The sequence below is a fragment of the Hymenobacter guriensis genome (assembly GCF_015773195.1).
Classification (GTDB): domain Bacteria; phylum Bacteroidota; class Bacteroidia; order Cytophagales; family Hymenobacteraceae; genus Hymenobacter; species Hymenobacter guriensis.
Genome location: NZ_JADWYK010000004.1, coordinates 38,712 through 64,226, shown reverse-complemented (window position 1 = coordinate 64,226; position 25,515 = coordinate 38,712). Strand labels below are relative to the sequence as shown.

Sequence of the window (25,515 nt, the reverse complement as noted above, 5' to 3'; positions counted from 1 at the left end):
CGCGTCTCTACGTTGAACGACCAAGGTCTCGCCGGATAAATAACATCAGCAACGACAAGACGCGAAGCGTCGCGTCGCTACAGCGTTCAGCGGCGCACCATCCTGCTTCTTTTGCAATCCAGAAACTCACCATAAAAAGGAAGCGGGGCGCAGTCCGGATTTCCGGCTGCGCCCCGCTTCATTTGTGTGCGGCTAAGCTTACAGCTTAGCCAGTTTCTCCAGGGCTATCTGCTTGGCTACGGACTCAACCAGGGCCAGGTCTTTTTGCTTATCGGCTTCCACTTTTACCAGAAAGCGCCCGCCCAGCGTGAGCGTAAGCTCGGCCCGGCCGTCTTTCTTGTGGAAGTTTTCCATGCCCGAAGCGCCCTCAATGCCCAAGGAAGTGGATTTTACGAGTTCTTCATCGTTTTCGCTTTCCATGCCCAGCGCAAACATGGCGGCCGCGCCCTGGTACATATCATGGGCACCGTTATAGTCCATCAGTTCGGTTTTGACGGTTACGCTGTCCTTGGTGAACTCCCGGCTGGCAGTAGAAAACGCAAAGCCGCCCATCTTCGTCGACTGGCCTTCGGGGTTGCCGGCGGTAAAGCCGCTAATCTCGGCGGGCAGGTAGCCCTGCAACTCTTTGTAGGGCAGGGAAAGGGTGTCGCCGCGCTTTTCGCGCTCCTCGCGCTGAGCCTTAGCCGCGTCCAGGGTCTGTTCGATGTTTTCGCCGGCGTCTTTGAGCTTGGCCAGGTTGTCGTAGGTTTCCTTGGTTTTCTGGGCTTGTTCGCAGGCCGAAGTCAGCAGCACGCCGCCGAGCAGGAAAAAGGCAAGTTTTTTCATAGAAAAGGAAAAGAGAAGATCAGGCTCAAAAGTAGCCGGTATTTCCGAACTATATCAATGCTTGAATATTTAGCCCGGCGGTTGGAAATAGTAGCCTGCCTAAGAGCTGATGAGGCTATTTTGGCTTTCCTGCTTATGTTGGCCGCCAACCTCTAGCACTTTGCGGGACGGCCGTATTCTTTTCAGTTACCAATGAAAAACCTACGCATTGCTATTCTGGGCTGCGGCAATATGGGCCTGGCCTTCGCCAAATCCTTTCTGCACTACAACCTGGTAGAACGCCAGGACCTGCTGCTGCTAGGCCGCCACGCCGACCACTGCCAGCGCCTGCGCGACGCCCATCCCGGCCTGCCCACCGGCGAGCTGGATGCCCAGGTGGGCACTTACGATATAGTGCTGGTGGCCGTGAAGCCCCAGGATTTCAGCCGCGTAGCCGAGGCGCTACGGGACGTACTGCAACCGGAGCAGGTCGTGCTGTCCATCATGGCCGGCATTCCCATTGCCCGCCTCCAGCGGGAACTGCAGCAGCAGGCCGTGATGCGCGCTATGCCCAACACCCCCGCGCTGCTGGGCATGGGCATTACCGGGTTTTCGGCCGCCCCGGAAATTGACCGGCTGCGCCTGCACCAGGTAGAAAACCTGCTGAATGCCACTGGCCGCTCTCTGTTTCTGGAAGATGAAAGCATGCTCGACGCCGTAACGGCCGTGAGCGGCAGCGGCCCGGCTTACTTTTTCTACATTGTGCAGGCCATGATTGACGCGGGCCGCCAGCTCGGTTTTTCCGATTCGGTGGCTTCCTTGCTGGTGAAGCAGACGATGCTGGGCGCCTACCACCTACTCAACAACTCCGAGAAAAGTCTGCCCGAGCTTATTGCCAACGTAGCGTCCAAAGGCGGCACCACCGAAGCTGCCCTGCGCCAGTTTCAGGCCGGCCACCTTGCCGAAACCCTGGCTGCTGGCATTCAGGCTGCTCAGGTGCGCGCCACTGAGCTGGCCCGGGAGTAGTGAACTAGTAAGCTGGTGAAATGGTGGGATTGACGTTCCGCTGGCTTGAGCAGGCGCGAATATTCCCGTCATTGCGAGGTGAAACAGCCAAGACAAACTCACTATTTCACCAGCTCACCATCTTGCCTTTCGTAACTTCGCGGCGCCGTTGCGGTTTGTAGCGGCAGCGGGCATTTCGTGGGGAGCTGTGCGGCTCCGCACCATCCGCGAAATCCGTTTGAAATTCGTAAAATCCATAATCCATGTTGGATTCCATTGAAGATGCCATTGCCGATATTCGGGCCGGCAAAGTAGTCGTGGTCGTTGACGACGAGGACCGCGAAAACGAAGGCGATTTTATCTGCGCCGCTCGCTGCGCCACGCCCGAGGTCATCAACTTTATGGCCACCCACGGCCGTGGTCTGGTATGTGCCCCACTCATTGAGCAGCGCTGCGAGGAGCTGGGCCTAGAGCTGATGGTAGGCCGCAACACGGCCCTGCACGCCACGCCCTTCACCGTGAGCATCGACCTGCTGAAGAACGGCGTAACCACCGGCATTTCAGCCTCGGACCGCAGCAAAACCATTCTGGCCCTCATCGACCCCGAAACCAAGCCCGAGGAGCTGGGCAAGCCTGGCCACATCTTTCCCTTGAAAGCTCGCAAAGAAGGCGTGCTGCGCCGCGCCGGTCACACCGAAGCGGCCATCGACCTGGCCCGGCTGGCGGGCTTCGAGCCAGCGGGTGTGCTGGTTGAGATTCTGAAGGAAGACGGCGAAATGGCCCGCCTGCCTGAGCTGCGCGAAGTAGCCAAGCGCTGGGACCTGAAGCTGATTTCGGTGCAGGACCTTATAAAATACCGCCTCGAAAAGGAAAGCCTTATCAAGCGCGAGCTGTCGGTGAAGCTGCCCACGGCGTACGGCGACTTCGACCTGGTAGCCTACACGCAGCAGTCGACCAACGCCCAGCACCTAGCGCTGGTAAAGGGTGACATCACGAGCGGCGGGCCGGTGCTGGTGCGCGTGCACAGCTCCTGCGTGACGGGCGACATCTTCGGCTCCTGCCGCTGCGACTGTGGGCCCCAGCTGCACCAGGCCATGCAGCAGATTGAGCTGGAAGGCCGCGGCGTACTCGTATACATGAACCAGGAAGGGCGGGGTATCGGCCTGCTCAACAAGCTGCGCGCCTACCAGCTGCAGGAGCAGGGCCGCGACACCGTAGAAGCCAACCTGGATTTGGGCTTCCAGATGGATGAGCGCGACTACGGTGTGGGTGCCCAGATTCTACGCGACCTGGGCATCAGCCAGATGCGCCTGCTCACCAACAACCCTCGCAAGCGCACCGGCCTCATCGGCTACGGCCTCGAAATCGTGGATACGGTACCCATTGAAATTGAAGCCAACGTGCACAACGAGCGTTACCTGACTACCAAGCGCGACAAGCTAGGCCACACCATCCTGAGCAAGCTGCGCCCCGTATAGCCTCACTGCAATCAGATGCTTCAACCCCAGCTCTCCACGCCTCCGGGCCGGGAGGCTGGGGTTGTCTTTTTGTGGAGCAACTGAGTTGGTTTAATCCTCTTGAGCGGAAGAGAACGGCCGGAAAGGAAGCAGTAGACGGCCTTTTTAGTTGCGGCTGTTACAGGTCGCGGCGCAGCAGCAGGTAGCTGAGCAGCCAGAAAAAGGCCACGTAGGCCAGCGCGACGGGCAGGGCCTGGGTGGGCAGCAGCGCCCCGCTGGGGCCGGTTACGGTATCCAGCAGCTCCTGGCCGGGCGTGGGCGTGAGGGCGCTGAGCAGCTTGCCGGGGAAAAATCGGTCCAGCGAATCGGGAACCTGGGAGCGAACCAGCGGCTCGGCCACCCAGCCGTAGAGCATAAACGCCAGGATGGCCAGTCCGCTTTTGCGCAGGGCAAAGGCCAGCAGCGCGGCCAGGCTCAGGTAGCCCAGGGCCTGCACCGCATATAGTGCCACCGCGCCCAGCTCGGCCGTGACGGCGCCCGGCGCTGCCTCGGGCCCACGCGTCAGTCCGAAAAACAGCCCGATGCCCAGCACCACCAGCGTAGCGTAAACGGCTAACCCGGCCGCAATACCCAGCTTGCCCTGAATCAGCTCGGCGCGGGAAAGGCCATCCAGCACCTGCTGGCGGAACGTGCGGAACTGGAACTCGTCGGTTATGAGAATGATGAGCAGGATGCCCAGCAGCAGGTTGAAGTAGCTGGCCACGTACGCCAGCCGGCTCCACACCCCCGGAAACGCGTACAGCGAGCTGCCCATGGGTTTGCCGTTGATGACAGCTCCGCCGCTCATGCCCACAAAGCCCGCCAGCAGCACCGCATACAGCACCAGCAGAATCCAGACGGTACGGTAGGGCAGCAGCTTACGAAGTTCGGCGCGGAAAAGCATGGGAGTGGATGGTTATCTTGTTATCTGGTTGAATTGCCGCGTCATGGATAGGTGCAGACGAAGCAATTCGTTCTGGGCAATGCGCCAAGCCTTAAGAATGATACTGCCCTGCTTGCGCTGCCTGGTTGCGTCAGGGGAGCGGGTAAGAAGGTATTGGGTGTTGTACCGGCTGTCATGGCTTCGCGCTGTTCGCCATGACAGCCAGAAAACCATTTCAACCAGAAAGCCATCGGCCCCTCAGCTCGTGAGGGCCAAGAATTGAGTTTCGAGGCTGCGGTGGCGCAGCTCCAGCCCGGCCAGGATGATGCCCTGGCTGAACAGCGCTTCATTGAGAGCGGCCGGGTGCTGCTCCGAGGTCAGTACGGCGCTCAGGCAGCCGTCGGCCTCGGCTTGCACGTCGGAAACCCAGGGCAGGCGGGCCAGCGCCTGCGTCAGAGCGGCGGGGGTGGTGGCGGGGCCGGGGCGCAGTACCACGCGGTCGGCGCTGGTGAGGATGTCGCGCACGGGGCCGGCGGCGCGCAGCTGCCCCCGCTGCAGCACCGCCACGTGGGTGCATACTTTCTCTATCTCATCGAGCAGGTGGCTGGCCAGGATGATGGTTTTGCCCTCAGCGGCCAGGCGCTGCACCAGCGTGCGTACTTCGGCAATGCCCTGCGGGTCGAGGCCATTGGTGGGTTCGTCCAGCACCAGTACTTCGGGCTGGCCCAGCAGGGTAGAGGCTAACGCCAGGCGCTGCTTCATTCCCAGAGAAAAACTCTGAAACGCGTCATGCTGGCGGCCCAGCAGGCCCACGGTTTCCAGCACCTCGTCGATGCGGCGGGCATCGGCTCGTTTTACTTCGGCGGCAACCTGCAGGTTCTGGCGGGCCGAGAGGTAGGGGTAGAAGTTGGGCGTTTCGAGCAAAGCCCCCACACGCCGCTTGCTGCCCGCCGACAGTGCCTGGCCAAACCAGCGCACGGTGCCGCCGCTGGGGTTGAGCACGCCCAGCGCTATACCCAGCGTAGTGGTTTTGCCCGAGCCGTTCGGCCCCAGCAGCCCATACACGCTGCCCGCCGGAACGTGCAGCGTCAAGTCGCGCAGGGCCTCGGTGCCGCCGTAGCGCTTGGAAAGATGGTCGAGTTCAAGAACCATAGGGCTAATATGAGGGAATGTGCTGCGCTTCGCTAATGTGGGCTAATGTGCTGATGGGAGCAATGTGCTGAAGTGCCAATCAAAGGTTGGTGGTCAGAGGTGAGCAAGGAAGTCTGCTGCTGGCATATGGCATATCGTGTAAGGATACAGCGTCTGCCCTAGGCACTCATCCTGCATTAGCACATTTTCCACATTATTCACATTAGCGCAGCACAGTTTCCACATTATCAGTCTGCCATCGTCTCCAAAGCGCCGCCTTGCCAGCGTACTACAGGGTAGCGCAGGTGGGAGGCCTCGTAGTAGGGTGAGTGGCGATACACGAATTCCAGTTGGGCGCTGGCACTTTGGGCGAAGGATGGGTCGGTTTTCTTGCGCTCCTCCAGCTGCTGGCGCAGCTTTGGGTCCCGGCGAAGCAGGTCAGCGGCCACGTCCTCAAACACGTAGTCGGAGAAGTGCTCTTTCTGCTGCAGCACGCTGTCGAAGAAGCCCCAGGCAAAAAATGAGTCAGTGGCCTGCGGCTCCAGGGTTTCGATGGCGAAGCGCCGCTGGGGCTGGTCGAGGCTTACCACGTAGTCGCCCCGGAAAAAGCGGATTTTCTGCTGCTCGGCTCGTACCTGCAGGCGGCTGTGCAGGTAGTGGCCTTCGTAGGGGCGGGGCGAGGTAGCGAAGTCGCCCAGGTAATAGGCTTCGGCGGTGAGGGTGGTGTCGCGGCTCAGGCGGCGCAGCTGCACGCCCCCGCGCTTTAGCCGCTCGGCTACTTCCGTCCAGGCCTGGGGCAGCACGTAGGCCCGGGGCGCCTGCACCTGCACGCCGGCGCGGAAGGTGTTGTAGTACTTTATGGGCTTGGTGTACGGCACTTTCTGGTCATAGTAAAGGCGGAGCAGGCCGCTGACCTCGCTGGGTTTGGTACGACCCTCGTAGCCCCGAAACTGCAGCGTCTCGGCGCGGGTGGTATCGCGCTGCCAGTTGAGCGGGAAGGTTTGCTGGGCGGCCGTCTGCCGGTCGGCCTCGGCGCGGGCCCGGGCCAGCTCATCGGAGCTCTGCGCTAGCTGTTGCAGCAAAAGGTACAGAAAATCGTAGGTAGCCTTCACGCGGGGCTGATACGCTTTCAGCATGTGGGTTTCGGTGATAAACCCAATGGTATTGAACAGAGCCGCGTAGCCGGAGGAGTAGCGCGGGGTTTCCAGAAAGCCCTGCAGACCCCGGGCGTCGGGGGTGCGTCCCTCAAAATCCACGTAGGGTGTGAGGGGCCAATGGCGCTTTTCCATGCCCTGGTAGAGCGAGGGCAGCAGGCGGCCCGTCATGTAGGCGCTCAGGGCCGGGTGCAGCTTGTCCTTCTGCGTGGCAATGAGCGTCATGGTGTACTGGTAGTCGGCCCCGTTGGAGGTGTGCGTATCCACAAATACGTCGGGCCGCCACCGGGCAAACAGCTCGGCAAACGACTGCGCATTGCGCGAGTCCTGCTTTACGTAGTCGCGGTTCAGGTCGAGGTTGCGGGCGTTGCCCCGGAAGCCGTAGCTTTCCGGCCCGTTCTGGTTGGCGCGGGTGGTGGAGTTGCGGTTCAGGGCACCGTCCACGTTGTAAATCGGGATGATAACGACCGTGAGGTGGTCGAGCAATTTCTTCAGAGCCGGCTTTTGAACCAGGTCGCGGGCCAGCATCAGGGAGGCGTCAATGCCTTCCGGCTCGCCGGGGTGAATGCCGTTCTGAATAAAGACTACCCGCCGCCCCGCCGCGCGCGTGGCGGCCGGGTCGTTCAGCCCGTTGCCCGAAACAACCACTTCGTGTAGCGGCTGCCCCGAGTCCGTAGCTCCGGCCGGGCGCATAGTTATTTCCGCGTATTTGGCGTCGAGGCGCTGGTAGTAGTCGATACACTCCCGGTAGGTGACGGTGGTGTTGCCGTTGCCTTTCTCAAACGGCGTGCGCCAGTCGGCGGCCGCTGGCTCGGGAACGGGCCGCGTGCTAGCCAGCAGCGCCGTGAGTAATACAAGAAACATGCTGATACGTAAAGGTGAAACCGGCCCGGACTAATACCGCCGCCGGGGCGCCGGAAAAATGGCCTGGTCCACGCTGTACCGGCCCGGCCCGATAAACAGGAGGCCCGCAAACACCACGGCCGATTCCAGCGCGTGCGAGAAGCCGCCGAACCCGTCGCCGGCGCTCAGGTGGCTGATGGTGGCCACAATCATGGTTGACAGCAAGAGCACGCAGGCCACCCGGAAAAATAACCCCAGGGCCAGCAGCTGCCCGCCCACGGCCTCGGCCACGGCGGCCATAAATCCCCAGAAAGCCGGCGCGAAGTGGATGCCCAGCGTCCCCATCGTTTCGCCCAGGGCCGCCCATTTTTCGGGGCCGCCCATCAGCTTGGGGTAGCCGTGAATGGTGAACATGATGCCCAGCCCCACGCGCAGCAGCAGCAGGCCAAGGTCGTGGGAGCGGTAGAGGTTGTGAAAGAATTTCATGCGCGGCCGGGACGGGCATAACGGTGGAGAGGGGGAGGGCGCCCCGGCGCGGCCAAAGTACACGTTTTAGCGCGGATTCTCGCCCCTCGTTACAACCCGCTACCGGAAAAGGTATATTCCTCTGATGCGCGTTGCCGGCGGCAGCTCGGTTGGCTGCCGGGGTGGGCGGCTCAGGCCGGCCATATCCAGCTGCCAGCTCATGCGCACCTCATCCGATACGGCCACCAGGCCCGCATCGGCCACTTCCACCGTGTTGATGCCGTAGTGGGAGCGGGCCAGGCCTACCGGGGAGCCTACGCCCACGCCCTCGGCCGTGCGGTAGTGGGGGCTGGTAATGTGCACGCGCCAGAGCCGGTAGCCTTCGTCGTCGTCGCCCACCAGCTCCAGCACGGACGGCGGCGCGTCGGGGTGCCGTGGGTCCTGCATTTCATACACCGGGTAGTCGATGCCTTCGAGTTGGCGCGTGGTGCGGCGCAGCTGGGCGGCCGGGATGATGGCGCGTAAAGCGGCTTCCTTCATGTTGAGGCGCAGCACGCCCACCCGGCCCGGGCTCAACAGGTGCAGGGAGTCGGGAGCTTCGGGGCGGGCGGCCGGAGCAGGCGTGGGCGGAGCCGGCACCTGCTGGGGCGCAGGCGTGGAGGCCGTAGCGGGCGGTGTGGCCGTGGGTGCATTGCGGACGCTGGGCCCGTCGCAGGCCGTGAGCAGGACGCCGGCTGCCCATGCGCCGAACAGGAAAGGCAGAAAGGATTTCACGCCCCAACTTACGCACCTGCCGGCTGGTTGTTGATGCCCGGGCAGCCGCGGCTGCTACCTTTGCGGCGCTTCCGCTTTCCTCAACGTTCCCTGTATGCCTGATTCCGCTGCTGCCCGCCCCCTTATCCTTATCACCAACGACGACGGCATCACGGCCCCCGGCATTGCCACGCTGGTGGGCGTGATGCGCCACCTGGGCGAAGTAGTGGTGGTGGCCCCCAACTCCCCGCAGTCGGGTATGGGCCACGCCATCACCATCGGCCACCCCCTGCGCCTCGACCGCAGCAGCATCTTCGAAGGCATTGAGGCCTACGCGTGCAGCGGCACCCCCGCCGACTGCGTGAAGCTGGCCAAGCACTACGTGCTCAAGGACCGCCGCCCCGATCTGGTGGTCTCGGGCATCAACCACGGCTCCAACTCCTCAGTGAACGTGCTGTACTCGGGCACGATGTCGGCGGCTATTGAGGCGGCCATTGAGGGGCTGCCGGCCATTGGCTTTTCGCTTTGCGAGTACGGTCACGACGCCCACTTTGCCCACACCGAGGAGTGGGTAGAGCACATTGCCCGGCAGGCGCTGACCCAAGGTATTCCGGCGGGCGTGGCGCTTAACGTGAACATTCCTAAGCTCTCCGAAACACCCATTGCAGGCATCCGGCTGTGCCGGCAGGCCCGGGCCAAGTGGCAGGAAGAGTTCGACCTGCGCCACGACCCGTATAACCGCCCGTACTACTGGCTGCGCGGGGAGTTTGTGAACTTCGACCAGGGAGAAGACACCGACGAATGGGCACTGGCGCACAACTTCGTATCGGTGGTGCCCTGCCAGTTCGACCTTACCGCCTACCGGGGGCTGGCTCAACTAGAGGACAGCTGGCAGCTGCACCTGCCCGGCCACCCCGAGCCGGCTACCGTGCCGCCCGCCCGCCCCATCGAGCCGGAAGATTACGGCATCGTGAACCCATAAGCGGAAATTTATAGCCAAAAAACAGGCTATGATGCGCTATGGGGCCGGCGCACGTGCTTGACGGTGTCGGGCGCGCCGTGGTGCTTGCGCACGACGGGGACATGGCGGCGGGAGTGCCAGGTAGCCAGGGTGCCAGGCGGCCGGGCATATTCGAGGCAAAGGGCGAAACCCAGCAGAACAATCAGCAGCAGGGCGGGGGCCAACAGCAGTAAGGGCGACTTATAGGAGCGGGGCATGGGCGGGCTGAAGCGTGGAGAAACCAAGCTACTACCGGCCAGATGAATACGGTGTGAAGTCCCGCGCCGTTACTCCTCCGCCCCGAACCGCAGCATAAACGTAGAGCCTTCGCCCACCACCGATTCGGCCGTGAGCGTGGCCTCATGGAAGGTGGCAATGGTGCGGGCAATGGGCAGCCCCAGGCCGTAGCCCTCGGGTGCGCCAGTGCCGCCCGCAAAGCGCCGGAACCGGTCGAAAAGGTGGGGCAGGTTTTCGGGCGCGATGCCCGGGCCGGTGTCCTGCACCCGTACTTCGTAGCCCCCATCGGCCGCGGGGCGGCCCTGCACCAGTATGCGGCCCCCCTGGCGGTTGTATTTCACGGCATTGCTCAGCAGGTTGAGCAGCAGCGTAAAGAGCAAGGTGCGGTTGGCGCGGGGCACCACGTACTCCGGCTGCAGGTCCACGGTCAGGGTGATGTCGCGCTGCTGGAGCCGGTCCTCCAGCTCCTCAGCTACCTCGGCCAGCACCGAAGCCAGGGGCACGGCCTCGTCGCGCAGGTAGCGGGCATTTTCGATGTTGGCAATCAGCAGCAGGGTTTTTACCGTATTGCGCAGCCGGTACAGCGTCTTCTGCGACTCCACAATCTTGAGGGAATGAGGCTCGGGAAGCGTGGCATCCTGGAGCATATTCTCGAAGCGTGACTGCAGCACGCTCACGGGCGTGAGCAGCTCGTGCGACACGTTCGACATAAACTCCCGCTCCTTGGCAAACGCCGATTCCAGGGCCCGCATCATATCGGTGAGGCTGTCGTCGAGCCGCCGGAAGTCGTTCGTGGTCGTATCGACGGGCTCGTAAGTGAAGGCTGAGGGGTGGCGCACCCCGCGCAGCTTGCGCGTAATCAGGTCGCGGAGGGGGCGCAGCAGGTAATGGGCAAATACGGCATCGGTACCCACGGTGAGCAGGGCCCCCACCACCAGCACCCACAGCGCCATGCGGCGCAGGGTAGCCGTGAGCAGCTCCACCGTGGCCAGGCTGCTTCCGATTTCAAGACGGTAGGGCCGCTGGTCGGGCCCGCGGAAGGTATAGCTCAGGATGCGGAAGTCCTCGATTTCCTGCTCCACCTGGCGGAGCTCATCGAAAATCCGCTCCCTGGGCACCGCTTTGGCGCCGGGCTCGGGGGTGATGGAAATGTACTCCTGCTTGAGAATGTTGTAGTCGGCGTAGGCTTCGCTCTGCTTTTCGCGCACGAAGGCCACCAGCCCGTCGCGGCGGATGAGGGCCAGCATTTCCTCTTTTTTCTGGTGCAGGTGATGGTCGGTGTGGGCCGTGGCTACGCGCCCCACAATGGGCGGAATCACCAGGGCCCCGAGCACCACCAGCAGCAGCTTCGAAAGGGCATTAAATAAAGCCAGCTTCGCTTCTAAGCGCACGGGGGAGTGAGGATGTGTAGAGGTGGTAAGATTGTCAGGCCGTCATGCTTCGACAAGCTCAGCATGACAGTACACGGAGGAAATCAATCCAGAACTCCTACGGTTTAGTGGTAGTCTCCACACGCTGCAAATCCAGGTCCTGGAAGTCGTAGCTGAAGTCGGTGAGCTGGGAAACGGGCTTCATCTTGAAGCCCGTGGCGCGGCCCTGCTCGTCGAAGGTGAAGGAGGCAAAGGCGTCGGCATTGAAGCTGCGCTCTTTCCAGCGCACCACGTAGGTGTTGCCACGGTAGGGCAGCACCTGGCCCAGCAGGCGCGGAGCCCGCACGGAGCGCAGCCACAGTTGATTTCCCTGGGCCGTGAGGGTCACGTCGCCGAGCCAGGCATCGTGGTAGCGGCCGGCCAGCGGGGCAAAGTCGGGGCGTTTGGGGGCGGCTTTCTGAGCAGCGGCCACTTGCTTCCACACGGCAGCAGTGGTTTGGTCGTCGGCGCCTTTCATCTTGCTCATGCGGTCCACCATTTCCTGCACGCGGTCCAGGCCCTGCACGCCCAGGTAGTGGTCTTCGATGTGGTTGCTGATAGCGGTGAAGGCCGCGCCGCTTTCCTGGTTGGTGAGTACAATGATGCCCAGCCGCAGCTCCGGTATTAGCAGCACTTTCGTTACCATCCCAATCTCGCCGCCGGTGTGCGACACTTCCTTGTAGCCGCGCACGTCGCGCAGAAACCAGCCCAGGCCGTAAGCCGCGAAGTGCGTGTTGTAGGGCGAAGGCGTCGGGCTGACGGGCAGAATCGTCTGGGGCGTCCACAACTCGCGCTGAGTGGCCGGCTTGAGGAGCGAGGCCGGGGCGCCGGGGCCGCCCAGCAGCATCAGGGCCCACTTGCTTAAGTCACTGACGCTGCTGTACATGCCACCGGCGGGCCCGATAAGCGTGTTCAGGTCGCGCCGCACTACCTGTACCTTGCCCTCCACCGGTCCGTGTCCGTCGATGACGTTGGTGCGGTCGGGCAGGCGGGCGTAGAGGGTGGCGCTGCGGCTCATGCCCAGGGGCTTAAGCAGGCGGCTTTCCACGAAATCGGCCCAGGGCTGCCCGGATACGCGGGCTACGATTTCGCCGGCTACCAGATAGAGGTTGTTGTCGTAGTCGTACTTGCTGCGAAACGACGACACCGGCTTGAAGTAGCGCAGGTTGTGAATCACATCTTTAATGGTGAAGTCGGCCGAGTCGGGAAACATCATCAGGTCCCCGGCGCCCAGGCCCAGGCCGCTGCGATGCGTGAGCAGGTCGCGCACCGTAAACTCGGCCGTCACGTAGGGGTCGTACATGCGGAACTCCGGGATGTGGTCGGTTACCTTGTCATCCCAGCGCAGCTTGCCTTCTTCCACCAGCAGCCCCAGCGCCGCCGCCGTAAAGGCCTTGGTGTTGGAGGCAATGCCAAACAGCGTGTTGGCGTCCATCGGTGATTTGGTAGCCAGCGAACTGACGCCGTAGCCTTTAGCTAGCACCACCTGCCCGTCCTTCACCACTGCCACGGCTATACCAGGCACGTCGAAAGCCTTGAGGGTTCGGGCCACCACGGCATCCAGGGCGGCCTGGTCGAGGGGTGGAGTAGCGGGAGCGGAAGGAGACTGGGCACCTACCGGCCGCGTAAGTAAAAGCAGGCCCAGCAAAGAGCCGAGCAAGGAAAGACGACGCATCGTAAAGAGCAGAAAAGGGTGGGAGAGTCCCCGGAAACCCGAGCCGGCAAAGTAGCGGGTTTTTCGCCAGCGTAAGAACTCTCCCGTCCGCTGAAGGGATGCGACACTTCGCGTCTCGTCGTTGAACGACTCTGTTGAACGACAATCGTTGGAACTGCTCGGACGACGAGACGCGAAGTATCGCGTCTCTACAGCGGCCTTACGGAACTCACCCATTCACTCATTCACTCTTGGCCCGGTAACCGATGCCGCGCACGGTTTCCAGGAAGTCGGTGGGGGAGTAATGGGCCAGCTTCTTGCGCAGGTTCTTGATGTGCACGTCGATGTAGTTGGAGTCGGAGTCATCTTCCAGCACGTTGCCCCACAGATGCTCGCCCAGCTGCAGGCGGGTGAGCACACGGCCCCGGTGCAGGAGCAGGTAGTGCAGCAGGTCGAACTCCTTTTTGGTGAGGTTGATTTCCTGGTCCTGGTAGCGCAGGGTGCGGCCGGTGGCATCGAGCACGAAGCCGGGGCCAAAGGTCAACTCCTGGCGCTTGAGCCCGAACTTGCGGCGCACAATGGCCTGCATGCGGCTGGTGAGTTCCAACAGGGAAAAGGGCTTGGGCAGGTAGTCGTCGGCACCCAAGTCGAGGCCCCGAATCCGGTCGTCGAGGGCGCCGCGGGCCGTGAGAATGATGAAGGCCGCTTCCTGCCGCTCGTTCTGGCGGGCTTCGCGCAGCAGCTGCAGCCCGTCCCCGTCGGGCAAGCCCAGGTCCAGCAGCACGAAGTCGTAGCTATTGACGTAGATTTTCTCCGAAGCCTCGGCGTAAGTGTAAGCCGAATCGACCAGGTATTGGGCCTCGCGCAGAAACTGGCGCACTTCGTTGTGGAGGCTTTTTTCGTCTTCGACGAGCAGAACGTGCATGGGGTACAGGCTAGGGGGCGGGTGGATAACGGCCGGGCAACTCCTGCAACATACGCACCCCATGCGTGAAATGTAGATGAAGCCCCGACCCGAAAGTGCCGCCGAAGGCTTTATCTTCCCGCCCCACATTTCCTGTACTCCGTTCTTATGCGCATTCTTCGATGGGTTCTGGCCGTAGCCCTGCTGGGTGGCCCTGCGGCTCTGCGGCCCGCGGCCGCCCAGGTCTACACTCAAACCGACCCGCTGGCCCACACGTTTTCCATCGTGGCCCGCGACCCCAAATCCGGCGACCTGGCTGTGGCCGTGCAAAGCCACTGGTTTTCGGTGGGCACCAGCGTGTCCTGGGCCGAGGCCGGGGTAGGGGCCATTGCCACCCAATCCTTCACCAACAAATCCTTTGGCCCCCGTGGGCTGGCCTTGTTAAAAAGCGGCAAAACGGCCCAGCAAACCCTGGATGAGCTACTGCGCACCGACGAAGGCCGCGACGTGCGCCAGGTGGCCGTGGTCGACAGCAAGGGCAACGTGGCCGTGCACACCGGGGCTAAGTGCATTGATATGGCCGGACAGCAAACCGGCGCGCAGTTCTCGGTGCAGGCCAATATGATGCTCACCAACCAAGTGCCCGCCGCCATGGCCCGCGCCTACGAGCAGGGTGCCGCGCTGCCCTTCCCCGAGCGGGTACTGGCGGCCCTCGACGCGGCCCAGGCCGCGGGCGGCGACGTGCGCGGGCGGCAGTCGGCGGCGCTGCTGGTCGTGCGCGCCCAGACCAGTGCCGCGCCCTGGGACGACCGACTCATCGACCTGCGGGTGGACGATGCTGCCGAACCTCTCAAGGAACTGCGCCGCCTTTTGCAGTTGCACCGCGCCTACGAGCACATGAATGCCGGCGACCTGGCCGTGGAAAAGAACGACGTGCCCGGTGCCATCCGCGAGTACGAAGCCGCCGAAAAGCTTTTCCCCGACAACCTGGAAATGCGCTACTGGCACGCCATCAGCCTGGCCAACAAGCAGCAGATGCCGGCCGCCCTCAAGCTACTGCGCCCCATTTTCCGGCAGGACCCCAACTGGCGCACCCTCACCCAGCGCCTGCCCAAAGTCGGCCTGCTGACCGTGAGTGAGGCGGAGCTCAAGCAAATCCTGACCCTGAAATAACCCTGCCGATGCTACCCAAGAACGTTCTCACTTTGCTGACGGGCCTGCTGCTGGCGGGCTGCGCCACCTCGCAAACCGCGCCGCCCCCGGCCGCCGCGCCTACCGTCGTATACATCGTGCGCCACGGCGAAAAAGACCTCACGCCCGGCCTCACCGACCCGCCCCTGACGCCGGCCGGCCAGCAGCGCGCTCAGGCCCTGCACGACACGCTGGCAGCGCGGGGCATCAAAGCCGTATTCAGCACGAATACTTCTCGCACGAAAAATACCGTGCAACCCCTGGCCACTCAGCTGAAACTGCCGATTCAGCTGTACGATGCCAGCCAGCTGCCTGCCCTGGCCACTCGCATCCGCCACGAATATCGGGGCAGCCGCGTGGTGGTAGCGGGCCACTCCAATACCATCCTCGAAACCGCCGAAGCCTTGGGAGCCCGCCGCCCCGTGCCCACCATCGGCGACGACGAGTACAACTACCTGCTGCAAGTCACGCTGCCGGCCGATACCACCAAGGCACCCAGCGCCGAAGCGCGGCGATACGGGGCCGGCCGGCCTTAAAGCGCCGTTCGGATTAACTTCTGCGCGCAACACTTAACCTCCGGTAGTTACTTTAGGCCACGACTTCCTCTTCTTTTATACTTTCCTTTGATGCACTTTTTACGCTCCTCCCTGGCCGCCGGCCTGCTGCTGGCGGGCCTGACCCTGCCTGCCGCTGCCCAAACCAACAGCTCCAAAACCGACTCCCTCAACATCCGCAAGCTCTACGACGAAGCCCTGCTGCGCGGGCAGAGCTACGAGAACCTGCGCTACCTTACCGGGCAGATTGGCGGCCGCCTAAGCGGCTCCCCTCAGGCCGAGCAGGCGGTGCAGTGGGGCAAGCAGGTGATGGAGAAAATGGGCCTCGACCGGGTATATCTGCAGGAAGTGATGGTGCCGCACTGGGAGCGGGGTGCCAAGGAGAAAGCCGAAGCGAAGCCTGCGAAAGGCAAGCCCGTGAGCTTCAACGTGTGCGCCCTGGGTGGCTCGGTGGGCGGTAAGCTGAAGGCGCAGGTGGTGGAAGTGCAGAGCATTCAGGAGCTGCGCGCCCTGCCCGCCGAGCAGGTGAAGGGCAAAATCGTGTTCTTCAATCGGCCCATGAATCCCACCTACATCGAAACCGGCCGGGCCTACGGGGAAGCCGGTGACCAGCGCCGCAGCGGGGCCGCCGAGGCTGCCAGGCGCGGGGCCATCGGGGCCTTGGTGCGCAGCCTGTCCCTGGCCCACGACGACTTCCCGCACACGGGCACCATGCGCTACGAAGACGGCGTGACCCGCGTGCCGGCCGCCGCCCTCAGCACCAACGGCGCCGACCAGCTCAGCGCCTTGCTCAAAGCCAGCCCCACGCTTACCTTCGAGCTGGAAATGAGCTGCCGGGAACTGCCCGACGTGAAAAGCTACAATGTGGTAGGCGAAATCAAGGGCTCGAAGTACCCCAACGAAATCATTGCCGTAGGCGGCCACCTCGACTCCTGGGACCTGGCCCAGGGCGCCCACGATGATGGCACGGGCTGCGTGCAGAGCATGGAAGTGCTGCGTCTGCTGAAGGCCACGGGCCTGCGGCCCGAGCGGACGGTGCGCGCCGTGCTCTTCATGAACGAGGAAAACGGTCTACGCGGCGGCCTCAAATACGCCGAGCTGGCCAAAGCGGCCGGTGAGCAACACCTGGCTGCTATGGAGTCGGATGGGGGCGGGTTTACGCCGCGCGGATTCGGTATTGAAGGCTCTCCAGCCATGCTGGGGCAGATCCGGCGCTGGCAGCCCCTGTTTCAGCCCTACGGCAGCTGCGACATTGCACCCGGCCACGGCGGCTCCGACATCGGCCCGCTCAAGGACCAGGCCCGGGTGCTTATCGGCTACGAGTGTGATTCCCAGCGCTATTTCGACATCCACCACACCGCCGCCGACACCTTTGATAAGGTAAACCGCCGTGAGCTTGAGCTGGGCAACGCCAGCATGGCCGCGCTGGTGTATTTGCTCGGCAAGTACGGGCTGTAAATGTTGAGTAGTTGGCTCCAAAACTCAGCCTACTGCTAAGCAACTAAATTATCGAACATCCTGTCGGAAGCTGCTTTCGGCAGGATGTTTTACTTTTACTTTGACTATGATGGAGCACTATTCTTATCTTACAATGCATGAGCATCTGGACGCTTTCCTAACTGCATTTCTTACAAAGCGCGCCAGGGGCGTTGCACTAAGCGAAGAGTCGAAGAAAGCAGCTAAGCGCCGGTTGCGGGCAGAACGGTTAGGAATAAACCCGATGCTGGGAATGGATAACCTGTGGGCCTCGCTGGACCTGCGCTACTGCACACAGCTACCGAAGGGAAGCGGGGAACAAGACCGGGCCTTCGTTCGGCAGCGTGTTGCCAGGTTTAACCTGCAAACGTGTTACGTCATGTCTGCTGATGAGGCGCTACATCAGCTAATATTATCGGTTGAGGAGGCTGTAACTGCAGTTGTTGGCTCGAGCACAGCCTCAATTATTTCCTTCATCCCAGGCAAAGTTGCCTATTTCGAAGGCCATTCGGTGGGGGACCGGTGGCTCTGTATTCGTGAGGAAAATGCATACCCGCACTAAATAACGTGGCCATTAGTACCAACGCAACCTCTCTCTACTTACTGGCCATTGTGCCGCCGGAGCCTGTGCTGGGGCAGGTGTGGGCCCTCAAGCAGGAAGTTCATGCCCGCACGGGTAGCCGCAACGCAGTCCGGCTGCGGCCGCACATCACGCTGTGGCCGCCCGTGCATCGTCCGGTGGAGTTTGCCCGGCAGGCGGCGGAAGTGCTGGCCGAGTTTGCTGCCTCCGAAACGGAGTTTACGGTGGGTTTGCAGGACTTTGCGTGGTTCGGCAGCCGCACGTTATTTATTTCCGTTAATTCCCCCGAAACATTAAAGAATTTTAACCAGCGCCTGGCGCAGTGGTGCCGCCTGCATCAGCTGGATATTCCCCTCGAAAACCGGCCATTTACCCCGCACATGACGCTGGCTACGCGCGACCTTCCCGCCGATAAAGTGCCGGAGCTTCAAAAAATATTTGCCGGCCGGAATTATGCCGCGCAGTTTTCGGTGCAGCAGCTTACGTTGTTTGAGCATCGGGGCACGGCCTGGGAAGTAGCCGCCGAATTTTGCTTGTCGGGCAACAACTAACCGCGCTAAATTAATAAAAGCTGCTCACGGCAAAGAATAATTTGCTGATAATCGACTGACTGGAAACAGAATTGCCGGTAAAACACTTTGTTTCACCGGCAATTCTGTTGCTCCAATAAAATAGTAGCGTGGCTACGCAGCGGCTTCCGATTTGCGGGGTCGGCCAGGGCGCTTGCCGGTGCCGGTAGAAGCGGCGCGGGGCTTACGCTCTTTGGCAGCAGGCTTGTAGCCGGGCTCCAGCATCGTGTTGATTTCGGCAATCAGATCGGCCACCTTCGTCATGTTCTTGCGAATCTGACCGATTACGGCTTCGTTTTCTTCGGCATTGGCCAGAATCTGTTGCAGCTTATTGAGGTCGGCAGTTGCCATGTGCTGGGGAGTTTGTTGTGAGGTTGAAAGAAATGAAATAAAACTCGGCTCAAAGGTGGAATAAAAAATTCCGTCAGACAACTGCTTATTCGATAAGCAGCTTATTTAGTTTTAATTATTCGAATTTCTTTTTCGCGGCCTTTTGGCAATAGACAGTCGATTTCAGGCGCGGCCCGGCTGCGAGGTGCACAATTGCGGCCGGTAATTTACAGGTACCTTGCGGCTCGCCACAGCAAATCAGGTAGGAAAATACGCTGAGTGCCAGAGGAAAATGCTTGCTATAAGTTGTGGTAAAATACGGCGCAGTCCGTTCAGACAAGCGGGTTAATTCTGCTCCAGAATCTGGAATAACTCATCCAGTTTAGGTGTGAGAATAATTTCCGTTCGGCGGTTCAGTGATTTATTGGCCGGCGTATCATTCTGGGCTACGGGCGCATATTGGGCCCGCCCCGAAGGCGTTACCTGGGTGCTGCTCAGCCCAGCCTGCGTGAGGATGCGGGTAATTTCGGTGGCGCGCAGTACGCTCAAATCCCAGTTGTCCTGCAGGCCGGCGGTACCCTTCAGAATGGGCACGTTATCGGTATGGCCTTCCACCAGCACGTTCACGTCCTGGTTGCCTTGCAGCGCCGTGGCCAGCTTTTTCAGGGCTTCCTGGCCTTTGGGGTCAACTTTGGTGGAGCCCGATTTAAACAGCAGCTGCTCCGAGAGCGACACGTACACTTTGCCATTGCGCAGGTTCACCTGCAGGTCGTTGGCGTTGAAGCCCAGCAGCGCGTCGGCCACTTTCTGGCGCAGCGCCTTCACGGCCTGGTCCTTCTGCTCCAGAATGCGCTGCATTTCGGCAATGCGGGCTTCTTTCGAGCGCAGATCGGCCGAGAGCTGTGAGTTGGTTTGCTGGGCCCCGCTCAGGTTTTCATTGAGCTGGTTTACCTGCTGATTTTTGCTGAGCAGGCTGGTGCGCAGGGCTTCTTCGGTGCGCGTCTTATCCTGCTCCAGTGCCTGCTTGCTGGCCTGCAGCTGGTCGCGCGACTGGGTGAGGGCCTGGTATTGCTGCTGCAGCTCGGTGTATTTTTTCTGCGATACGCAGGAGGTAGCGCCTTGCAGGCTGGCCAGGCCAAGCAGCGCCAGGAAAGGAGTACGAAGCAATGAATGAGGCATGATTCAGGAAAGTCAGTTGGAAAACAAATGAACTGCTGCCTGAAACGGGCCGGGAAGCCGGGCAGTTACCAGGCCTTCGGGGCCCTTGGTTGCGCTGCCCGCCCCGAACCTGTACCTTCGCGGCCCCGCCGTGCCCCGGGCGGAGCTTGTATTCTCTATGCAGTGTTGTCTGGCCTTCAGCCGCCAAATCCGAAAAAACATACGCTTACTTGTGCTGGCCAGCTTCGCCGGCCCGACCCTGGCGGCCCCCGGCCCGCCGCCCGCCGCTCCGTACTGGGTGCTGCTGCGCAACAAGAAGGGAAGCACGCTCGATGCGGCTGCGTATTTCACGCCGGCTGCCCAGCAGCGCCGCCTGCGCCAGCACCTGCCGCCCGCCGACAGCACCGATTTTCCCGTGCCCCCGGCCTATGTGCAGGCCATCCGGCAGCATGCCGACACCGTCACGTTTGTGAGCCGTTGGTGCAACGCCGTGGCCTGCCATGCTACGCCTGCCCAGGCGGCGGCCCTGCGCCTCCTGCCGGGCGTGGAGGCCGTGGTTGCGCGCACCTCCGCCTCCACGCCCGATGCCCGGCCGGCTGCTTCGGCTTCTCATTCAACAGCTGAAAGCACACTTTCCGAAACCGACCAGCTGCTGGCCCGCCAGCAGACGGGCGCCCTGGGTGCCGCGCAGCTGCGGCGGGCCCGCCTCACGGGCCGGGGCCTGCGCATTGCCATCTTCGACGTAGGTTTTCTGGGTACCGATGTGCATCCGGCCTTCGGGCACTTGCGCGCTGGCCAAAAGGTGGCGGCCACCTGGGACTTTATCCGCCAGCGGCCTTTTGTATATGGCTACGGCACCCACGGCACCCAGGTACTTTCCTGCCTGGCCGGCCGCCTGCCCGATAGCACTGCCCTGGGCCTGGCCCCGGAAGCGGAGTTTCTGCTGGCCCGCACCGAGCGCGAAGTAAGTGAGCGGTACAGCGAGGAAGAAGCCTGGCTGGCCGCCGTGGAGTGGGCTGACCGCAATGGGGCCGACATCATCAACTCATCTTTGGGCTACACCGAGCGGCGCTATTTTCGGGAGCAGATGAACGGCCGCACCAGCCTGGTAGCCCGCGCCGCCGCGCTGGCCGTGCGCAAAGGCATCCTGGTGGTGTGCGCGGCCGGCAACGACGGCGAGGACAGCCGCTGGGGCATCGTGGGCACGCCCGCCGACCAGGATTCCGTGCTTTCCGTAGGCGGTATCGACCCGGCAACCTGGCTGCCGGAAAGCTTTTCCTCGCGCGGGCCCACTGCCGACCGGCGCCTGAAGCCCAATGTGGCTGCCTTTGGCGAAGCTATTACGGCCGTGCCCGGTGGCTACGAGCGGACGGAGGGTACGTCGTTTGCCAGCCCGCTGGTGGCCGGGCTGGCCGCCTGCTTCTGGCAGCAGCAGCGTCAGTTCACCGTTATGCAGCTGTTTCAGGCCCTGCAGCAAGCTGGCAGCCTATACCCGTACTTCGATTACGCCCAGGGCTACGGGGTGCCCGGCGCCGCCCGTTTCCTGGCCGCGCCGGCTGTTAACCCAGAACCTACGTTCGATTTCGTGCGCACCGATTCCACCCTGTCGATAGTCGTGCGCCAACCGGCGGGTGACTTGCCGCCGCTACCTGAAAACTCGGAGCCTGCACCCGCCGTGGGGCAGCTGCTCGACGATGATACCCCGACGGCGGCCGTGGGGCAAGCTCCGGGCTACCTGTACCTGCACGTAGCCGATGTGCGCGGGGTGCTGCGTACCTATGAAATCCGGGAAGTAAAACAGCGCCTGGTGGCCCGTTTTCCCTTGGCGCAGCTGCGGCCCCATGATACCGTGCGGGCTTCGCTGAACGGCTACACCCAGGCTTATACCGTGCAGCCATGAAGAAAAGCCTACTGTTGAGCACGGTTGTGGGCCTTGGGAGCTGCCTGCCCGTGGCCGCGCAGCGCGTGCTGTTTCAGGGAGATGTAGCCGCCGATACGGCCGTGCAGCGCTCCGGCCCCAACCGCGTCCGCTACGGACATGGGTACATTGGCTACGCGCCGGTGGTGGGGGCCAGTGCAGTTGCTATGCCGCTACGCTACGGTGCCTCGGGGGAGCTGTTCCTGGGCTGGCGCCAGAAGTGGCGGCTAAGCCAGCCGCTGGCACTGGGACTGAATGGGCAGTACTGCCGCCTTACTTACCGGCTCGACCAGGGCGGTTCCAAGCAGCTGCCCACTGCCGCCCAGTACGACCAGGAAAGCCTAACCTGGCAGCAGGTACAGGTCGAACCTTTTCTGCGCCTGAACGTGGGCCGGCGCGGCAACGTCATCGGCCGCTACGTGGATGTGGGCGGCTGGGGCGGCTGGGTTTTTTCCACGCTGCACAGCTACAAAGACCGCCCTGCCGCCGGCCCTAAGGTGGTGAAAGTAACTGAGCGGGGCCTGCCGTACGCTGCCCGGTGGTCCTATGGAGTTAGTGCCCGTCTGGGCTCCGACCGGTACGCCGTGGTAGCCCGACGGCGCTTTTCCACCAGCTGGCAGGGTGCCGAAACCACCGGTTGGGCGGAGCCGCCACGCTGGACAGTAGGCCTGGAGCTGGGCTGGTTCTGACAACGGGCCGGCAAAGGCTAACTTCCAACATCCTTTGCCGTATGTGCCCCTACATTGCCCTCTTATTGCACTTTTGTCGGGCCGTTTACTGCATCCGGCGGCCCGCTGCCGCTTCGCCAACCGGCGTAGCGGCTTTATCCCGGTTTCTTTTTGCCCGACACCGTTTCGCTCTTCCCATGAAAAAACTGCTGCTCCCCGTGTCCTTCGGCTTCTTATTGATGCAGGCTTCCTGTATCACTACCGAGCGCGAATCGGCCACGTCCAAGAATGCTGACCGGGTATTTACTCCCACCCCCGAAGGCCAGCGTGCCCGCCTCACGCCCACCAGCGTGCTGAATGCCGTGCGCACCAGCCATGAATTCTCCGACCCCAAGTCGAAAGACCAGTTTGTATTGTTGCTGCAAGGCACCAAGATCATCAACAGCCAGGCCCGCTTCCTGATCATCAACAGCAAAGGCGACACCCTCCGCAACGAGGTAATGCCGGCCACAGCGCTGCTGGACGAGCGGGAGCTGGAAGATCCTCAGGCTGCTACCGTGCGCGACAAGGAAATTGCCATTCTCAAGTCTATGAACGGCTTCTTCCAGGCCGATAAGTTCACCTCTCCGGCCGTACCGCGCAGCATGCAGGCAACCACTGTAGCTGACCAGGACGCCTGGCAGGCCGTGCGCGAAGACAACCGCTCCGTGGGCTTCGACTATACAACCAGTGACGGCCGGGAGCGGCGCATTGCCTATGCCCGCAAGCTGAATAAGGCGGTGATAGTAGCTGAATAGAAGAAAGTTAAATGACCGAATCAAAAGAAAAGCTCCAGTCAGAATATGGCTGGAGCTTTTGTATGAATAAGGAGAGCAAACGACTGGTTTGGCATCGGAAATACGGGGCAGCTCTCAGCAACCGGAACTGCCCCATACCACTTCCAATTCACCGCAGCTAAGCTAGCGCAGTCGCGTGAAGACACGGTGAAGAAGCAAGGAAGAGTTACGATTTTTGGCCGGCCGGCAGCCAGCCCAGCCCGCCGCCGCTTTCCCGCACCAGCCGGTAGCCCGCAAACTCGCCCAGGACCGCTACGGTACTGCGCGCAGGCAAAGAACCGAGCTGGGGCGCGTCTAGTTGGGGTAAAGCAAAAAGCCTGGCTTCGGCCGGCAGCGTTTCGCGACACAGGGGCTCGGCGGCGGGAGTTACGGCACGTGTAGGGAGGTAGCCAATTCGTCCATCGGGCTGCTCAACGCGGTACCACTCGGCCTGGGCGCCAACTACGTACAGGGCCGTGTGGCGGGGCAGGCTGGCTAGTTTCCCGGCTTTGGCAGCGGGGCTGCGGCGCAGGTCGGTGGCTTTGTCGCGCACGCGCACCCACTGGCCCAGCCGGGCGGGCAGGCTGCGCGGGGCATTGGGCGCGGCATCGGCGCGGCGCACGAAGGGGTAGGGGTCTACGGCTCCGCGGCCGGCGCGGTACACGCCGAAGTGCAGGTGGGGCTGGGTGGTGCGGGCGTTACCCGTATTGCCTACCAGCCCCAGGGTATCCCCGATGTGTACCTGCTGGCCGGGCTGCACCAGCTGCCGGTCGAGGTGGGCGTAGTAAATGTGCTGGCCGTGGGCGGCGTCGGCCAGCCAGACCACTTTGCCTCCGCGTGGGGTTTCATTTACCCGGGTGATGTAGCCGGCCGCGGCGGCCACCACCGGCGTACCGCGCCTGGCAAAGATGTCGATGCCCTCGTGCAGGCGGGCGCCATGGTCGCGCTCAGCCCCCCAGAACGAGCCCACGGCCACGTCGTTTTTGCCCTGCACCGGAAAGGAAAGCGAAGGCGTGCGCTGAATGCGCAGGGTGTAGCGGCCGGTGCGCAGCAGCTCGGGCTGCACGCGCAGCAGGTGCTGCCGGTCATCTTCCACCACGTAGCTAAAGGAAAGGGTAGTAGTGTCCGCGGAAGCCAAGTGGGTGGGTGCGGCGCGGTCGGGCTGGAGCTCGAAGGCATCGAGAAACACATGGGCCTGGGTGCCGGGCGCCAATTCTAGACTCACCCGCACGGTTTCGCCTGACCGTACGGCGTAGCGGTAAGAAGCAGCGGTAGCCCGCTCGGCCCGGAAGTAGCCGGTTTCCTCGAAGGGCAGCGTCACGACCAGCGAATCACGTAGGGCCTTGTCGGCGGCATTCAGCCAGTCCCGGCCCAGGGCGGTGCCGTCGAGGCCAGCCTGGCGCAGGCGGCGGGCGTAGATTTCGTGGGGCGTGGTGGGCTGGTGAAAGATGCCCTGCAGGGTTTGCTGCTTGCCGCAGGCTGTCAGCACAAGGAAAACAAACAGATAAAGCGCGGGGCGCAGAGAAATCGACATAGAAGAAGTGGAATTCCAGATAAAACCCCGAAATGGGCGCGGTAGTTCGCCGGGAAAGCAGCCTGGTAAAAGGACAGATTTATCCGAAAATGCCACCCCGAATTCAGAGCGCGGCGGCGGAAAGCTGTATCATTGCCCTGTTTTCGTTGTTTCGTTTTCGCTTATGTTTTCTGCTGCCCGCATCCTTGCCCTCCGCAAAAGCAAAGGTCTTTCCCAGGAAATGCTGGCCGAGCAGTCGGGCGTGAGCCTGCGCACCATCCAGCGAGTAGAGCAGGGCGAAACCGTGCCCCGGGGCCACACCCTGCAGGCGCTGGCGGCCGCACTGGGCGTGTCGTTGGCGGACTTCCGGGCGGAGCCTGAGCCCGTAGCAGCTCCGGTACCGGTCGGTGCTTCAGTGGCATCAACACCCTTTACGGCTGCCCCGGAAATACCCGAGCCCTTGGCCGGGCCAGGTCAGGCGCTAAGCCGGGCCGATGAGCAGGCGCTGACGAGTACCCCGGAACCAGCTCCGCAAACCGCATTGGTAGCTGCCCCGCCCGAGCCGGTCGTCACGCACTACAGCCCGCTGCGGCCCGACCCGGAGTTTCTGCAGCTGCTCAACCTGAGTGCCCTGAGCCTGCTGGTGCTGCCGCTGCTCAACATCATCGTGCCGTTTGTGCTCTGGCGGCGGCGACGCCACACCATCCTGCACGCGGCCGAAGTAGGCCGGCGGGTGCTGGGCTTTCAGATTCTGTGGCAGGTGGGCTGCTTCTTTGCTTACATAGTGCTGATGGTGGGCTACCAAGTAGCGCATGCGCTGCACCTGACGCTGTGGCGGGGCGGGTATCTGGCGGTGTTTATCGGGTCGTATCTGCTCAATGTGCTGACGGTTGTCTACTACGCCGGGCAGCTTCGGCGTGGTAATCTGAATATTTATCGGATTCGGCTGTAAGGGCAAGTATCTGCTAAAAAGCGGGTTGCGAGAAATGGCGGGGAAATGGCGGC

At 62.4% G+C, this 25,515-nt stretch carries 25 protein-coding genes; 12 read left to right on the top strand and 13 right to left on the bottom strand.

Annotation, left to right across the window (positions count from 1 at the left end; all coding sequences use genetic code 11):
- Positions 1-198 precede the first annotated feature (198 nt).
- Positions 199-825 (bottom strand): hypothetical protein, encoded by a 627-nt coding sequence (locus tag I5L79_RS08265; RefSeq protein WP_196954567.1) that lies wholly within the window; start codon positions 823-825, stop codon positions 199-201.
- A gap of 192 nt (positions 826-1,017) precedes the next feature.
- On the opposite strand from I5L79_RS08265, the gene proC reads away from it, so the two are divergent.
- Together proC and I5L79_RS08255 are read left to right on the top strand one after the other, a co-directional pair.
- Positions 1,018-1,830 carry a pyrroline-5-carboxylate reductase gene (gene proC, locus I5L79_RS08260; RefSeq protein WP_196954566.1) on the top strand — a complete coding sequence of 271 codons (813 nt, stop codon included), beginning with the start codon at positions 1,018-1,020 and terminating at the stop codon, positions 1,828-1,830.
- A gap of 242 nt (positions 1,831-2,072) precedes the next feature.
- Positions 2,073-3,287 carry a bifunctional 3,4-dihydroxy-2-butanone-4-phosphate synthase/GTP cyclohydrolase II gene (locus tag I5L79_RS08255; RefSeq protein ID WP_196954565.1) on the top strand — a complete coding sequence of 405 codons (1,215 nt, stop codon included), beginning with the start codon at positions 2,073-2,075 and terminating at the stop codon, positions 3,285-3,287.
- A 157-nt stretch (positions 3,288-3,444) separates the two neighbouring features.
- On the opposite strand, the gene I5L79_RS08250 is transcribed toward I5L79_RS08255, so the two are convergent.
- The 5 genes from I5L79_RS08250 to I5L79_RS08230 all read right to left on the bottom strand — a co-directional run bounded on the left by I5L79_RS08250 (position 3,445) and on the right by I5L79_RS08230 (position 8,555).
- Positions 3,445-4,209, bottom strand: a complete 765-nt coding sequence (locus tag I5L79_RS08250; protein WP_196954564.1) for an ABC transporter permease — start codon at positions 4,207-4,209, stop codon at positions 3,445-3,447.
- Positions 4,210-4,446: 237 nt separating this feature from the next.
- Positions 4,447-5,340: an ABC transporter ATP-binding protein gene (locus I5L79_RS08245; protein WP_196954563.1), complete on the bottom strand. Its 894-nt coding sequence runs from the start codon at positions 5,338-5,340 to the stop codon at positions 4,447-4,449.
- 227 nt (positions 5,341-5,567) lie between these two features.
- The gene (locus I5L79_RS08240) at positions 5,568-7,337 is read right to left on the bottom strand and encodes a M14 family metallopeptidase (protein WP_196954562.1); all 1,770 of its coding nucleotides are present in this window, start codon (positions 7,335-7,337) and stop codon (positions 5,568-5,570) included.
- Positions 7,338-7,367: 30 nt separating this feature from the next.
- A complete protein-coding gene (locus I5L79_RS08235) occupies positions 7,368-7,802 on the bottom strand; it encodes a DoxX family protein (protein WP_196954561.1) in 435 nt (144 codons plus the stop codon).
- A 99-nt stretch (positions 7,803-7,901) separates the two neighbouring features.
- Positions 7,902-8,555, bottom strand: coding sequence for a hypothetical protein (locus I5L79_RS08230; protein ID WP_196954560.1), 654 nt, complete (start codon positions 8,553-8,555; stop codon positions 7,902-7,904).
- A 94-nt stretch (positions 8,556-8,649) separates the two neighbouring features.
- Between I5L79_RS08230 and surE the strand changes: the two genes are divergently transcribed.
- A complete protein-coding gene (gene surE, locus I5L79_RS08225) occupies positions 8,650-9,516 on the top strand; it encodes a 5'/3'-nucleotidase SurE (RefSeq protein WP_196954559.1) in 867 nt (288 codons plus the stop codon).
- Positions 9,517-9,542: 26 nt separating this feature from the next.
- On the opposite strand, the gene I5L79_RS08220 is transcribed toward surE, so the two are convergent.
- The 4 genes from I5L79_RS08220 to I5L79_RS08205 all read right to left on the bottom strand — a co-directional run bounded on the left by I5L79_RS08220 (position 9,543) and on the right by I5L79_RS08205 (position 13,759).
- Positions 9,543-9,752 carry a hypothetical protein gene (locus I5L79_RS08220; protein ID WP_196954558.1) on the bottom strand — a complete coding sequence of 70 codons (210 nt, stop codon included), beginning with the start codon at positions 9,750-9,752 and terminating at the stop codon, positions 9,543-9,545.
- A 69-nt stretch (positions 9,753-9,821) separates the two neighbouring features.
- Positions 9,822-11,162: a sensor histidine kinase gene (locus tag I5L79_RS23635; RefSeq protein WP_196954557.1), complete on the bottom strand. Its 1,341-nt coding sequence runs from the start codon at positions 11,160-11,162 to the stop codon at positions 9,822-9,824.
- 97 nt (positions 11,163-11,259) lie between these two features.
- Positions 11,260-12,855 (bottom strand): serine hydrolase, encoded by a 1,596-nt coding sequence (locus I5L79_RS08210; RefSeq protein WP_196954556.1) that lies wholly within the window; start codon positions 12,853-12,855, stop codon positions 11,260-11,262.
- Positions 12,856-13,075: 220 nt separating this feature from the next.
- Positions 13,076-13,759 (bottom strand): response regulator transcription factor, encoded by a 684-nt coding sequence (locus tag I5L79_RS08205; protein WP_196954555.1) that lies wholly within the window; start codon positions 13,757-13,759, stop codon positions 13,076-13,078.
- Between the two features lie 147 nt (positions 13,760-13,906).
- On the opposite strand from I5L79_RS08205, the gene I5L79_RS08200 reads away from it, so the two are divergent.
- From I5L79_RS08200 to I5L79_RS08180, 5 genes are all read left to right on the top strand, one after another.
- Positions 13,907-14,911 (top strand): DUF1028 domain-containing protein, encoded by a 1,005-nt coding sequence (locus tag I5L79_RS08200; RefSeq protein WP_196954554.1) that lies wholly within the window; start codon positions 13,907-13,909, stop codon positions 14,909-14,911.
- Between the two features lie 8 nt (positions 14,912-14,919).
- Positions 14,920-15,465 carry a histidine phosphatase family protein gene (locus I5L79_RS08195; protein WP_196954553.1) on the top strand — a complete coding sequence of 182 codons (546 nt, stop codon included), beginning with the start codon at positions 14,920-14,922 and terminating at the stop codon, positions 15,463-15,465.
- A 90-nt stretch (positions 15,466-15,555) separates the two neighbouring features.
- The gene (locus tag I5L79_RS08190; RefSeq protein WP_196954842.1) at positions 15,556-16,941 is read left to right on the top strand and encodes a M28 family peptidase; all 1,386 of its coding nucleotides are present in this window, start codon (positions 15,556-15,558) and stop codon (positions 16,939-16,941) included.
- A gap of 106 nt (positions 16,942-17,047) precedes the next feature.
- The gene (locus I5L79_RS08185) at positions 17,048-17,521 is read left to right on the top strand and encodes a hypothetical protein (protein WP_196954552.1); all 474 of its coding nucleotides are present in this window, start codon (positions 17,048-17,050) and stop codon (positions 17,519-17,521) included.
- A gap of 5 nt (positions 17,522-17,526) precedes the next feature.
- Positions 17,527-18,090, top strand: a complete 564-nt coding sequence (locus tag I5L79_RS08180; protein WP_196954551.1) for a 2'-5' RNA ligase family protein — start codon at positions 17,527-17,529, stop codon at positions 18,088-18,090.
- A 132-nt stretch (positions 18,091-18,222) separates the two neighbouring features.
- On the opposite strand, the gene I5L79_RS08175 is transcribed toward I5L79_RS08180, so the two are convergent.
- The gene (locus tag I5L79_RS08175) at positions 18,223-18,459 is read right to left on the bottom strand and encodes a hypothetical protein (RefSeq protein ID WP_196954550.1); all 237 of its coding nucleotides are present in this window, start codon (positions 18,457-18,459) and stop codon (positions 18,223-18,225) included.
- A 324-nt stretch (positions 18,460-18,783) separates the two neighbouring features.
- Positions 18,784-19,617, bottom strand: a complete 834-nt coding sequence (locus I5L79_RS08170) for an OmpA family protein (protein WP_196954549.1) — start codon at positions 19,615-19,617, stop codon at positions 18,784-18,786.
- A 211-nt stretch (positions 19,618-19,828) separates the two neighbouring features.
- Between I5L79_RS08170 and I5L79_RS08165 the strand changes: the two genes are divergently transcribed.
- The 3 genes from I5L79_RS08165 to I5L79_RS08155 all read left to right on the top strand — a co-directional run bounded on the left by I5L79_RS08165 (position 19,829) and on the right by I5L79_RS08155 (position 22,979).
- Positions 19,829-21,496 (top strand): S8 family serine peptidase, encoded by a 1,668-nt coding sequence (locus tag I5L79_RS08165; RefSeq protein ID WP_196954548.1) that lies wholly within the window; start codon positions 19,829-19,831, stop codon positions 21,494-21,496.
- The gene (locus I5L79_RS08160) at positions 21,493-22,203 is read left to right on the top strand and encodes a hypothetical protein (RefSeq protein ID WP_196954547.1); all 711 of its coding nucleotides are present in this window, start codon (positions 21,493-21,495) and stop codon (positions 22,201-22,203) included. Before I5L79_RS08165 ends, I5L79_RS08160 begins: the two co-directional genes overlap by 4 nt.
- Before the next feature lie 176 nt (positions 22,204-22,379).
- Positions 22,380-22,979, top strand: a complete 600-nt coding sequence (locus I5L79_RS08155; protein WP_196954546.1) for a hypothetical protein — start codon at positions 22,380-22,382, stop codon at positions 22,977-22,979.
- Positions 22,980-23,184: 205 nt separating this feature from the next.
- Here the strand turns inward: I5L79_RS08155 and I5L79_RS08150 are convergent, their stop codons facing one another.
- Positions 23,185-24,531, bottom strand: coding sequence for a M23 family metallopeptidase (locus I5L79_RS08150; RefSeq protein ID WP_196954545.1), 1,347 nt, complete (start codon positions 24,529-24,531; stop codon positions 23,185-23,187).
- A 163-nt stretch (positions 24,532-24,694) separates the two neighbouring features.
- Between I5L79_RS08150 and I5L79_RS08145 the strand changes: the two genes are divergently transcribed.
- Positions 24,695-25,462: a helix-turn-helix domain-containing protein gene (locus I5L79_RS08145; protein WP_196954544.1), complete on the top strand. Its 768-nt coding sequence runs from the start codon at positions 24,695-24,697 to the stop codon at positions 25,460-25,462.
- Positions 25,463-25,515 lie beyond the last annotated feature (53 nt).